The organism is Phenylobacterium sp. RIFCSPHIGHO2_01_FULL_69_31 (assembly GCF_001824475.1).
Lineage (GTDB): Bacteria > Pseudomonadota > Alphaproteobacteria > Caulobacterales > Caulobacteraceae > Phenylobacterium.
Map to the genome: position 1 here is coordinate 63,285 of NZ_MHXN01000031.1, position 11,936 is coordinate 75,220.

12 protein-coding genes are annotated in these 11,936 nt (G+C 70.6%); 6 read left to right on the top strand and 6 right to left on the bottom strand.

Translation table 11 applies throughout. The features are described 5' to 3' along the window. The first annotated feature begins 20 nt into the window (after positions 1-20). From lpxD to lpxB, 5 genes are read left to right on the top strand one after another with little or no spacing between them, the layout of a single operon-like run. A complete protein-coding gene (lpxD, locus tag A2790_RS15695; protein WP_293393467.1) occupies positions 21-1,037 on the top strand; it encodes a UDP-3-O-(3-hydroxymyristoyl)glucosamine N-acyltransferase in 1,017 nt (338 codons plus the stop codon). Then, positions 1,034-1,504 carry a 3-hydroxyacyl-ACP dehydratase FabZ gene (gene fabZ, locus A2790_RS15700; RefSeq protein ID WP_293393469.1) on the top strand — a complete coding sequence of 157 codons (471 nt, stop codon included), beginning with the start codon at positions 1,034-1,036 and terminating at the stop codon, positions 1,502-1,504. The genes lpxD and fabZ overlap by 4 nt, the downstream gene beginning before the upstream one ends. Before the next feature lie 4 nt (positions 1,505-1,508). Beyond that, positions 1,509-2,306: an acyl-ACP--UDP-N-acetylglucosamine O-acyltransferase gene (gene lpxA, locus A2790_RS15705; protein WP_293393471.1), complete on the top strand. Its 798-nt coding sequence runs from the start codon at positions 1,509-1,511 to the stop codon at positions 2,304-2,306. Further along, complete coding sequence (lpxI, locus tag A2790_RS15710) at positions 2,306-3,145, top strand: UDP-2,3-diacylglucosamine diphosphatase LpxI (protein WP_293393473.1); 840 nt, start codon at positions 2,306-2,308, stop codon at positions 3,143-3,145. Before lpxA ends, lpxI begins: the two co-directional genes overlap by 1 nt. Next, complete coding sequence (gene lpxB, locus A2790_RS15715) at positions 3,142-4,338, top strand: lipid-A-disaccharide synthase (RefSeq protein ID WP_293393475.1); 1,197 nt, start codon at positions 3,142-3,144, stop codon at positions 4,336-4,338. Before lpxI ends, lpxB begins: the two co-directional genes overlap by 4 nt. On the opposite strand, the gene A2790_RS15720 is transcribed toward lpxB, so the two are convergent. From A2790_RS15720 to A2790_RS15735, 4 genes are all read right to left on the bottom strand, one after another. Beyond that, on the bottom strand, positions 4,302-4,640 hold the full coding sequence (locus A2790_RS15720) for a hypothetical protein (protein WP_293393477.1): 339 nt from the start codon (positions 4,638-4,640) through the stop codon (positions 4,302-4,304). The two genes, lpxB and A2790_RS15720, sit on opposite strands and share 37 nt — an antisense overlap. A gap of 99 nt (positions 4,641-4,739) precedes the next feature. Further along, entirely contained in the window at positions 4,740-6,020 is a 1,281-nt protein-coding gene (gltA, locus tag A2790_RS15725) for a citrate synthase (RefSeq protein WP_293393479.1), read from the bottom strand. Between the two features lie 53 nt (positions 6,021-6,073). Continuing rightward, positions 6,074-7,483 (bottom strand): glutamate--tRNA ligase, encoded by a 1,410-nt coding sequence (gene gltX, locus A2790_RS15730; RefSeq protein WP_293393481.1) that lies wholly within the window; start codon positions 7,481-7,483, stop codon positions 6,074-6,076. A 75-nt stretch (positions 7,484-7,558) separates the two neighbouring features. Then, on the bottom strand, positions 7,559-8,317 hold the full coding sequence (locus A2790_RS15735; RefSeq protein ID WP_293393483.1) for a PEPxxWA-CTERM sorting domain-containing protein: 759 nt from the start codon (positions 8,315-8,317) through the stop codon (positions 7,559-7,561). A 134-nt stretch (positions 8,318-8,451) separates the two neighbouring features. Between A2790_RS15735 and A2790_RS15740 the strand changes: the two genes are divergently transcribed. Next, entirely contained in the window at positions 8,452-10,557 is a 2,106-nt protein-coding gene (locus tag A2790_RS15740) for a ComEC/Rec2 family competence protein (protein ID WP_293393485.1), read from the top strand. Between the two features lie 3 nt (positions 10,558-10,560). Here the strand turns inward: A2790_RS15740 and lexA are convergent, their stop codons facing one another. Next, positions 10,561-11,250 carry a transcriptional repressor LexA gene (gene lexA / locus A2790_RS15745; RefSeq protein WP_293393487.1) on the bottom strand — a complete coding sequence of 230 codons (690 nt, stop codon included), beginning with the start codon at positions 11,248-11,250 and terminating at the stop codon, positions 10,561-10,563. A 159-nt stretch (positions 11,251-11,409) separates the two neighbouring features. After that, the coding region (locus A2790_RS15750; RefSeq protein ID WP_293393488.1) for an indole-3-glycerol phosphate synthase TrpC at positions 11,410-11,936 on the bottom strand (527 nt) is incomplete at its 5' end.

Below are 11,936 nucleotides of genomic sequence, written 5' to 3' on the forward strand. Positions count from 1 at the left end.
AGTCCGCTTAAAAGCGATTCATGCCCGACCCGCGCTTCTTCGAAGATCTCGGCCCGGTCCGTCTCGGGGAGCTCGCGACCCTGACCGGGGCCGTGCTCGTCGACCCGGGACAGGGCGAGCGCCGCGTCGACCGCGTCGCCGTGCTGGCCCAGGCCGGCCCCGAGACCATCAGCTTCCTGGCCGACCGCCGCTACGCCGCCCAGCTTGCGGAGGCCAGGCCGGGCGCGTGCTTCCTGCCGCCGGGTCTCGAGGCGCTGGCGCCCGAGGGCTGCGCCGTCCTCACCACTGCCAATCCGCAGGCGGCCTATGCCCTGGCTGCACAGCGCCTTCACCGCCCGAGGCCGGCAGGGACCCAGGCGATCGCCGCGGATGCCGCGCTCGAGAGCGGCGTCGTGCTGGCCCCCGGGGTGGTCGTCGGTCCCGCTGCGCAGATCGGCCGGGGCACGCGGATCGGCGCCAATACGGTGATCGGCCCGGGCGTGGCCATCGGCCGGGATTGCGACATCGCCCCCAACGTGACCATCGGGTTCGCCCTGATCGGCGACCGGGTGAAGATCCTGTCCGGCGCGCGCATCGGTGAGCCGGGCTTCGGCGCCACCGCGGGCCCGAAGGGCCTGATCGACATTCCCCAACTGGGCCGGGTGATCATCCAGGATGGGGTCTCCATTGGCGCCAACACGACGATCGACCGGGGGGCGTTCGACGACACGGCGATCGGCGAGAACACCAAGATCGACAACCTAGTGCAGATTGCCCACAACGTCCGGGTCGGGCGGAACTGCGTCATGGCGGCCCATACCGGCATCTCCGGCAGCGTGGCGATCGGGGACGGCGCCCAGTTCGGCGGCCGGGCCGGCGTGGCCGACCATGTGACCATCGGCGCGGGCGCCCGGGTCGGCGCAGCGGCGGGCGTGATGAAGGACATTCCGGCGGGGGAGACGTGGGGCGGCATGCCCGCGCGCCCGATCCGCCATTGGCTTAAGGAAACCGCGTGGCTCGCCCGCATGGCGCACCGGCGGGCCGGAGGAGAAGCATGACGCGCAAGGCGCCGGCGGGGACCGACCCCACCGTGATCGACATCACCGAGGTGCTGGCGCGGATCCCGCACCGCTTCCCCATGCTGCTCGTGGACCGCTGCGAGGAATACAAGCAGAACGAGTCCATCGTCGGCATCAAGTGCGTGACCGTGAACGAGCCCTTCTTCCAGGGCCACTTCCCGGACTATCCAGTGATGCCGGGCGTGCTGCTGATCGAGGCCATGGCCCAGACCGGCGCGGTGCTGATGTCCAAGTCGCTCGAGGTCGACACGGCCGGCAAGGCGATCTTCTTCATGTCCGCCGACAACTGCCGGTTCCGCCAGCCGGTGCGGCCGGGCGATGTGGTCCGGATGCCGGTGCGGGTGGTTCGCCACCGGGGCGACGTGTTCAAGTTCGCGGGCCAGTGCCTCGTGGGCGACAAGGTGGCCGCCGAGTGCGAGTTCGCCGCCATGGTCGTGGAGACCTGAAGCCTTGGCCGTCGAGATCCATCCCACCGCGCTGGTCGCCAAAGGCGCGGAACTGGCCGACGGAGTCACCGTCGGGCCGTTCTCCATCATTGGCGAACATGTGCGGATCGGCGCCCGAACCCAGATCCTGTCGCATGTGGTGATCGAGAACCACACGACGATCGGCGAGGACTGCTCGGTGCGGAACTTCGCCAACCTGGGCGGGCCGCCGCACCACACCGGCTACAAGGGCGAACCCACCGAGCTCGTGATCGGCGACCGCAACAAGCTGTGGGAGCACGTGACGATGCACATCGGCACCCCCGACGGCGGCGGAGTGACCCGGGTCGGCGACAACGGCATGTTCATGGCCACCAGCCACGTGGGCCACGACTGCACCGTGGGCGACAACGTGATCCTGGCGCATTCGGCGACCCTGGGCGGCCATGTCCACGTCGGGGATTTCGTGATGGTGAGCGGCCTGGCGGCGGTGCACCAATATTGCCGGGTCGGCCGGTACTCGTTCATCGGCGGCCTAGCCGCGGTGACCAAGGACGTGATCCCCTACGGCCTGGTGTGGGGCAACCACGCCCACCTCGAGGGGCTGAATCTCGTCGGCCTCAAGCGGCGCAATTTCGGCCGCGAGACGATCGGCGAGCTGCGTTCGGCCTATCGGCTGCTGTTCGCCGAAGAGGGCACGTTCCAGGAGCGGATCGAAGACACCAGCGCCACCTTCGGCCACAGCGCGCCGGTGATGGAGATCATCGACTTCATCCGCGCCGACGCCAGCCGCCCGCTCTGCCTGCCCGAGCGGGACGTCTAGTGAACAAGCTGGGGCTGATCGCCGGCGGCGGCAGCCTGCCGGTGGAGATCGCTCAGCACTGCGAGCGGTCGGGACGGCCGCTGTTCGTGATCCGCCTGAAGGGCTTCGCGGGGACCGACCTGTCGCCCTACGCCGGCGCCGAGGTGGGCCTGGCCGAAATCGGCAAGTGCATGAAGGCGCTGAAGCGCGCCGGCTGCCGCTCGATCTGCCTGGCCGGCAATGTGGCGCGGCCGGACTTCACCAGCCTGGTCCCGGACCTGCGCGGGCTCATGCTGCTGCCGAAGGTGGTGGCGGGGGCCCGGAAGGGCGACGACGCGCTTCTGCGGGTGCTGGTCGGTGAGTTCGAGCGGGAAGGCTTCCAGGTGGAAGGCGCTCACGACGTCATGGAAGACCTGACCCTGGCGGCGGGCCCGCTGGGCGCCCACCGGCCGTCCGAAGACGACCTGGCCGACGCGCGGCGCGCCCTGCACGTCGCCCGCGCGATCGGCGCGCTGGACGTCGGCCAGGCGGCAGTTGTCTCGCACGGCCTGGTGCTGGCCGTGGAGGCCCAGGAAGGCACCGATGCGCTGCTGAAGCGCGTTGCCGAGTTGCCGGCGCACCTGAAGGGCCGCGCGGGCGCGGGGCAGGGGGTGCTGGCCAAGGCGCCCAAGCCGATCCAGGAGACCCGCGTCGATCTGCCCGCCATCGGACTGGCCACGGTCCAAGGCGTCGCCCGCGCGGGCCTGGCGGGGATCGTGGGCGAGGCGGGGCGACTCCTGGTGCTGGACCGCGAGGCGACGATCGCGCTCGCAGACGAGCTGGGCGTGTTCATCCTGGGCGTGGAGCCGGACGCGCCGTGACCGGACGGCCGCTCACCGTGATGCTGGTGGCGGCCGAGGCCTCGGGTGACGACCGGGGCGCCGCCCTGGCGCGGGCCCTGAAGCGCAGGCTGGGGGACGGCGTGCGCCTGGTGGGCGTCGGCGGCGCACGGATGCGGGCCGAGGGCGTCGAGAGCCCGTTCGACATCGCCGAGCTTTCGATCTTCGGCTTGCTGGAGGGCCTGCTCGCCTATCCCAAGGTCGTCCGGCGCGCCGACGAGACCGCGGCGCTCGCGGCGCGGGAAGCCCCGGACGTGGCCGTGCTCATCGACTCCTGGGGGTTCACCCTGCGCGTGGCCCAGCGGCTGCGCCGACAGGCGCCGAACCTGCCGATCGTGAAGTATGTGGCGCCCCAGGTCTGGGCCTCGCGCCCCGGGCGCGCCAGGACCGCGGCGCAGTGGTTCGACCTGCTGCTGACCATCCATGGCTTCGATGCGCCGGCGTTCGAAAGGGAAGGGCTGAAGACCGTGCTCGTCGGCGACGCTACCTTGGCCATGGACTTCGGCGCCGCAGACCCGGCGCGGCTCAAGGCCGCCATCGGCGCGGCGCCTGACGATCCCATTCTGCTCGTCCTGCCCGGCAGCCGCCCGTCCGAGATCGAGCGCGTCCTGCCGCCGTTCGAGGAGGCGGTGCACCGGCTCAAGGCCGAGCGTCCGGGTCTCCACATCGTCGTGCCCGCCGCGCCGACGGTGGCCGATCTGGTGAAGGCCCGTGTCGCCGGCTGGCCGCATCGGGCCCATGTGGTGGAAGGCGAGTCCGCCAAACGCGACGCCATGAAGGCCGCGACGGTGGCCTTGGCCTGTTCCGGCACGGTGACCACGGAGCTGGCGGTGGCCGGATGCCCCATGGTCGTGGGCTACCGTCTGGCTCCGGTGACCTATGCGATCCTGAAGCGGCTGATCCGCACGAAGTTCGTCACCCTGTTCAACATCGCCGCCCAGGACTTCGTCGCCCCCGAGCTTATCCAGGACGCATGCAACGGCGAGGCGCTGGCGCAGGAGGTGGCCCTGCGCCTCGACGACAAGGCGCTGCGCGAGCGTCAGGCGATGCGGCAGACCGAGGCCTTGCTCAAGATGGGCCGCGGCGGCCCGGACCCGAGCGAGGCCGCCGCGGACGCGATCCTGGGTCTGGTCGCGCGTTACGCCGGCGTCAGCGGCGCGGTGGCTCGCGCGTAGGGCAGGAGGTGCTCCCGGGCCGTCGCGGCGGGCGTCACCCGGAAGGTCTCCACCTCCACGATCCTGGGGCGCCGGAATTCGATGCCGAGGGCGCCGCAAGCCGGCTCGATCCGCTCGGCGATGTAGCGCTCCAGCGCGGCGCGATCCTCCCAGATATCGACCGTGACGAAGCCGGGCCCTTCAGGGCCGTAGGCGTGCACCAGGGCGCCCTGCGGCGCGGCGTCCAGGGGCACACGCGCCCGGAACTCGTTGTAGAGCTGCGACGAGACGTCGGGACGCTCGTAGATGGCCATGACCGTCATGGCAGGCCTCCTTGAATGGCCGGGCCGGCATGGCGCGGCCCGACCATCCTTAGGAGTCGTGCGCGAAAGCGCAACTGTTGCGAGAACGTCGTTCTCGGCTTAGCGCTTGTCGACGGCCGTGTAGCTGCGGAGCGGAGCGCCCGTGTAGATCTGGCGCGGACGGCCGATCTTCTGCGAGGGATCCTCGATCATCTCCTTCCACTGCGCGATCCAGCCCACGGTGCGGGCCAGGGCGAACAGCACCGTGAACATCTCGGGCGGGAAGCCCAGGGCGCGCAGGGTGATGCCGGAGTAGAAGTCGACGTTCGGGTAGAGCTTGCGCTCGATGAAGAACTCGTCGCTGAGGGCGATCTTCTCGAGCTCCATGGCGACCTTCAGCAGCGGATCATCGCCGTGGCCAACTTCGCCCAGGACCTCGTGGCAGGTCTTCTGCATGACCTTCGCGCGCGGGTCGTAGTTCTTGTACACCCGGTGGCCGAAACCCATCAGCAGGCGCTCGCGGTTCTTCACCCCCTGGACGAACTCGGGGATGCGGTCCACCGAGCCGATTTCGGCCAGCATGTTCAGCGCTTCTTCGTTCGCGCCGCCGTGCTTGGGGCCCCACAGCGAGGCGATGCCCGCCGCGATACAGGCGAACGGGTTGGCGCCCGACGAGCCCGCCAGGCGGACCGTGGACGTGGACGCGTTCTGCTCGTGGTCGGCGTGCAGGATGAAGATGCGGTCCATGGCCTTGGTCAGGACCGGGTTGGGCTTCCAGTCCTCGGCCGGGACCGAGAAGCACATGCGCAGGAAGTTCTCGGCGTAGGAGAGGTCGTTGCGCGGGTACACGAACGGCTGGCCGCGCGAGTACTTGAACGCCCGCGCCGCGATCGTCGGCATCTTGGCGATCATCCGGTGGGCGGAGATCATCCGCTGCTCGGGATCATCGACGTTGGTGCTGTCGTGATAGAAGGCCGACAGCGCGCCGACCGCGCCCACCATGATCGCCATCGGGTGAGCATCCCGGCGGAAGCCCTGGAAAAAGCGATCGAACTGCTCGTGCAGCATCGTGTGGTAGGTGATGTTCTTGTCGAACTCGGCGAACTCGGCGGCCTTCGGGAGCTCGCCGTGCAGTAGCAGATAGCAGACCTCGAGGAAGCTCGACTGCTCGGCCAGTTCGTCGATCGGGTAGCCGCGGTGCAGCAGCACGCCCTTGTCGCCGTCGATGAACGTGATCTTGCTCTCGCAGGACGCCGTGGAGGTGAAGCCCGGGTCGTACGTGAAGACGTCGGCTTCCGCGTAGAGCTTGCGGATGTCGATGACGGCCGGGCCGTCGGTGCCGCGCTGAACCGGGAGGCTCACCGACTTGCCGTCGATTTCGAACTTCGCCGTATCGGCCATGGAACCCCCTTCGCGGCTGCGAGATGAAACAAGTGTTGGGCGCTTATACCTCTTTACGTGCCGAGCGAAAGCGCATCGTCGATCCGGCCCAGGCTCTCGTCGCGGCCCAGGGCCGTCATGGCTCCGGCGAGGTCCGGCGCCGAGGCTCCGCCCGAGAGGACGGACCGTAGCTGAGGCCCGAACTTGCCGAGACCGACACCCTCGGCTTCCGCAAAGGCGCGGAGCGCGTCCTCCAGCGGCGACACGTTCCAGTCCGCCACGTTCGCAAGCGCAGCGCGCAGGCGGGCGAAGCGGCCGTGCATGTCGTCCTCGGCCAGCTGGGCGCGGGTCTTTTCGGGCAGCTCCAGCGGGCGGGTCTTGAGCGCGAACAGGACCGCGTCGGCGAGCTCCAGCGTGGTCTTGGCGCCGTCGCGGACGAAGGGGATCGTGCGCGCGATCAGGGTCTCGTCGCCCTGGCGCAGCTTCACGTCCCGGCTCTTGAGGATCTTGACCACCAGCACCGCGAGGCGGACCGGATCGGCCTGGCGGATGTAGTGGTTGTTGATGTGGTTCAGCTTCGCCCAGTCGAGGCGGGCCGGGGCGCTGACCACGTCGATCACGTCGAACCAGGCGATGGCCTGCTCGTCCGAGAAGATCTCGTCGTCGCCGTGGCCCCAGCCCAGCTTGGCCAGGTAGTTGCGCATGGTTTCCGGCAGGTAGCCCATCTCGTCGAACTCGCTGACGGCCTGGGCGCCGTGGCGCTTGGACAGCTTCGCCCCGTCCGGGCCGTGGATGAGCGGCAGGTGCGCCCAGACCGGGACCTCCCACTCCATCGCCTGGTAGATGATCGTCTGGCGCGCGGCGTTGTTGAGGTGGTCGTCGCCGCGGATCACGTGGGTGATGCCCATGTCGTGGTCGTCCACGACGACGGCCAGGTTGTAGGTCGGGTTGCCGTCCGAGCGGAGCAGGATGAGATCGTCCAGGCTCGCGTTCTGGAACTTCACGTCGCCCTTCACGGCGTCGGCCACGACGGTCTCGCCTTCGAGCGGGCTCTTCAGGCGCACGGCGTAGGGGCGATCCGGCCAGGTGGCGGGGTCGGCGTCGCGCCAGGGCGAGCGGACCACGCGGCCCTCGGCGCGTGCGGCCTCGCGCTCGGCGTCCAGCTCCTCGGCAGTCATGTAGTCGCGGTAGGCGCGGCCCCGCTCCAGCATCTCGGCCACCGCCTCGCGGTGCCGGTCGGCCCGGGCGAACTGGAACACCGGCGGCTCGTCCGCCTCCAGGCCCAGCCACCGCAGGCCCTCGAAGATGACCTCGACATTGGCCTCGGTGGAGCGTTCGCGGTCGGTGTCCTCGATGCGGACGAGGAACTGGCCGCCCCGATGGCGCGCGTAGAGCCAGTTGAAGAGCGCGGTGCGCGCCGTGCCGATGTGCATCATGCCGGTCGGCGAGGGGGCGATGCGGGTGCGGACGGGTCGGCTGGTCATGGTGCTCGGAGATCGTTCAATGCGGAGAGACGCCCCCGCGAGGGGGCGCCTCTTAGCACGTCGATCTGAGTGGTGTCAGGCCGTGGCGGCCGCGACCGCGCGGCGGCGACGCAGCGCGGCGCCGGCCAGGCCGAAGCCGCCGATCATCAGGGCCCACGTGCCCGGCTCCGGAACGGCGGCCACCGAGATCGAGCCGAGGCGGTAGCCGTCGGCCGAGTCGTTGTTGTTGCCGAACCAGAACTCCTTGTAGCGGCCGGTGTTGAGCGACACGCTGTAGACCTGGTCGTCGCCCGTGCCGCTGAGCCAGGCGCCGCTGACGCCGCCGATGCCCATGCTCGTGCCCGGGCCGTCGAAGATGCCGCCGTAGCCCAGATGCTCCAGCTTGCCGTCCATGGTCACGCCATAGAGTTTCAGGGTGTCGTTGCTGTCGACGCGGTCGAAGGTGGCGGTCACCAGCGACACGCCCTCGGAGACCACGATGCGCAGGATCTCGTTGGTGCCATCGGCGTCGACCTGATTGCACTGGTTGCCGGCTTCGCCGGGCCAGCAGACGCCGATGCCCGTGGCCTCGCGGCGGATCTGCTTCGGGGTGAGGGCGGCCAGCACCGTGGCCGCGTCCTGGCCGTCCATGAGGCTCTGGAACGAGGCCGGGCTGGAGGCGAAGCTGTAGCCGGTGGCCGCAACCGTGATGCCCGACTGGGTCTGGCTGAGCGCGACGCCGGTGGCCAGGGTGGTGTTCGAACCCCCGAAATTGAACGTGACCGCGGCAGAGGCCGGTGCGGCGAGGGCGAGAGCTGCGGCGGCGGCCGCGGCGATTGTAGCGAAACGGAACATGTTCTTATCCCCACGAAGCCGACATGGCCTCTCCGCGCCGATTGCTGCAATCTGGGGGCCGGTGCGGGGGTGAGTGCAGTTTGAGCGTGGGGAGTTCCGAGGCGGCGATCGGGGGCGGGGCGTTGGGGCGTCCCATGCGCCTGGGCGGATGGCTGGCCGACCAGGCGGCGGCGCAGGCCGACCGCTGGACCCTCTGGACGCCCGTGGCGTTCGGCGCGGGGTGCGCGGCGTACTTCGGCCTGTCCCGCGAGCCGCTGGTGTGGGTCGCCTGGTTGCTGTTGGCGGTCGCCGCCGGCCTGCTCGTCGCCACGCGATGGAGCGTCTGGCGCATCACCACGCTCGTGCTCGTTCTGAGCGCCTGCGCGGCCAGCGGTTTTGCGGTCGCCAAGCTGCGGGCCGAGGCCGTGAAGGCGCCCGTCGCCCAGGCGGGAGCCCGGCCGCAGGCGATCGAGGCCTGGGTCGTGGATATCGCCGCGCCCGGCGAGAGCGGCCAGCGGCTGCTGCTGGCGCCGATACGGGTCGGCGACTGGCCCGCGGAGGCGACGCCCATCCGCGCCCGGGTGACCCTTCGGCCGGGCATGCCGCTGCCGGCGCCCGGCGAAGCGGTGAGCCTTCTGGCCATCGTCAATCCCCCGCCGCCGCCCGCCAGCCCCGGCTCGTACGACTTTGCCCGCGACGCCTATTTCGAGAGCGTGGGCGCCGTAGGCCTTGCGCTGCGCGAGCCCGAAGTATTCGCCCCGGGCGTGACGGCTCCCTGGCGTATGCGTGCGGCGATGGCGGTGAACGCCACCCGGTGGGCGCTCACCCTGAGGATCGTCGAGGCGCTGGGGCCGGAGACGGGCGGGCTGGCCGCCGCCATGACGACCGGACACGAGGCGTTCATCCCGCGTGAGCAGGTCGAGAACCTGCGGGCGGCGGGCCTTGCGCACATCATCTCCATCAGCGGCCTGCACATGGCGATCGTCGGCGGCTTTGCCTTCGCCTTCGCCCGGCTCGCGGTGGCCGCCTGGCCGTGGCTGGCGCTGCGCGTGCCGGGCAAGAAGCTGGCGGCGCTGTTCGGCCTGGCCGCCGTGGGCGGCTACCTCGTCCTTTCCGGCGCGCCGCCGCCGGCCGAGCGCGCCGCGATCACCGCCTCGGTGGCGTTCGCCGCGATCCTCGTGGACCGCCAGGCGATCAGCCTGCACGCCCTGGCTCTCGCCGCGATGGGGGTGCTGCTGCTGCAGCCCGAGGCGGTGACCGAGCCGGGCTTCCAGATGTCGTTCGTCGCCACCGCGGCCCTCGTGGCCCTGGCCGAGATCTGGCCGCGGCCGGTGAAGGAGATCGACGTCCCCTGGCCGATCCGCGCGGTCCAGGGCGCGGCCACCTGGACGCTCGCCAGCATCGCGGTCAGCTTCGTCGCCGGCCTGGCGACGGGGCCGTTCGCGATCCAGCACTTCAACCGGGTCTCGACCTGGGGCCTGTTCGCCAACCTCGCGGTGGCGCCGATCTCGTCCTTCCTGATGATGCCGGGCCTGGCGCTGGGGGCCGCGCTGACCCCGCTGGGCCTGGGCCAGGCGCCGCTGGAGGTGGCGGGCTGGTCGATCGGGCTGATGAACCAGGTGGCGGCCTGGGCGGCCGCGGCGCCGCACGCTCAGATCGTCATCGCCAGCGCGCCCGACTGGGTGCTGCCAGTGAGCTTCCTGGGCCTCCTGTTCGTGTGCCTCTGGAGCGGGCCCCTCCGATGGGCCGGCCTGCCGTTGGCGCTGGCGATCCTCTGGGCGCCCAGGCCGCCGCCGCCGGACGTATGGATCTCGGCCGACGGCGCCGCCGTGGCGGTCCGCGAGGCGCGTGAGGCGGTGCTGTTGCGGCCGGACGTGAAGCTGTTCGGCGCGGAGCTGTGGGCCCGCCGGCGGGGGCTGACGCCGCTGATCGACGAGGCCGAGCGCGACGCCCGGTTCGACTGCGATCACTGGAGCTGCGCCCCCCGGCCGGAAGCGCCTGTCTCGCTGGCCGCGGCCTGGAACCTGAAGCGGCCGCTGAAGCCGGGTCGCCTGGAGGCGCTCTGCGCGGGGGCGGACGTGGTGGTCCTGCGGAACGCCATTCGACCGGAGAGCTGCGCTGCGCCCCTGGTGCTCACCGGCGAGGATTTCGCCCGTGGCGGATCGGCCGAACTCTACCGGGAGGCCGGCGGCTGGCGGGTCGCCTGGGCGCAGGATCTGCGCGGGCGCCGCCCCTGGACCTGGGGCTACGACCCGCGCTGAAGCCTAGTGATACCGCCGGATCAGGCCGACCAGCTTGCCCTGCACCGCGACGCGGTCGGGGCCGAAGATGCGGGTCTCGTACGCCGGGTTGGCGGCTTCGAGCGCGATGGACGCGCCCTTCTTGCGCAGGCGCTTCAAGGTGGCTTCCTCGCCATCGACCAGGGCCACGACGATGTCGCCAGACACCGCGCTGTCGGTGCGGCGGATGACCACGAAGTCGCCGTCGAGGATGCCTGCGTTGATCATCGAGTCGCCGGCGATCTCGAGAACGAAGTGTTCGCCCGCGCCCAGGATGGTCTCCGGCACCTGGATCCGGTCGCGTTCCTGCTGGATCGCCTCGATGGGCGTGCCGGCGGCGATTCGGCCGAGGATCGGCAGCTCCCGGGTGTCGTTGGCGGCGGCCGGGATGGCCGCGCCGGCCTCCACGAACTGCGGCTTGAACGGCGCGCGGCCCTTCGGCGGGGCGGCGGCGGTCGCCTGCTGCGGCAGCTTGATCACCTCCAGCGCCCGCGCCCGGTGCGCCAGGCGGCGCAGGAACCCGCGTTCCTCCAGGGCCGTGATCAGCCGGTGGATCCCGGACTTCGAGGCCAGGTCCAGCGCCTCTTTCATCTCGTCGAACGAGGGAGAGACGCCCGTTTCCTTGATCCGCTCGTGGATGAACATGAGCAGTTCATGTTGCTTGCGCGTGAGCATTGCGGGTCCTCGAAGAACAAATCACAAACGTCTTGGAATGTTCTCTAGGTGTTCCGTATTAATGTCAAGTTACAGGCTCGGGGCGTCGAAACGATTGCAATTTCAATGCGGTAGAAGATCCGACGCGTCCACAGGCGCGAGTCGCCCGAGTCGCGGTGGCTACTGGCCCAGGAGGGCGCGCGTCGCCGCTGCGACGTCGGCCTGACGCATGAGGCTCTCGCCCACCAACATGGCCTTCGCCCCGACCCGCTCCAGGCGGGCGGCGTCGGCGGGCGTGAAGATGCCGCTTTCCGTCACCAGCAGGGCGTCCGGCGGCGCAGCGGCGGCGAGGCGTTCGGTGATCGCGAGGTCGACGCTGAAGGTGCGCAGGTCGCGGTTGTTGACGCCCACCAGGTCGGCGCGCAGCCGGCCGGCGCGCGCCATCTCAGCCTCGTCGTGGACTTCCACCAGGGCGTCCATGCCCAGGCGGCGGGCCTCGGACATCAGGTCGGCGGCGAGGGCGTCGTCCACCATGGCGAGGATCACCAGGATTGCGTCCGCGCCGAGGGCCCGGCTCTCGGCCACCTGCCAGGGATCGACCAGGAAGTCCTTGCGGATGCAGGGCAGGGCGACCGCGTCGCGGGCGGCCACGAGGAAGCTGTCGGCGCCCTGGAAGCTGGGCTCGTCCGTCAAGACGGAGAGGCAGG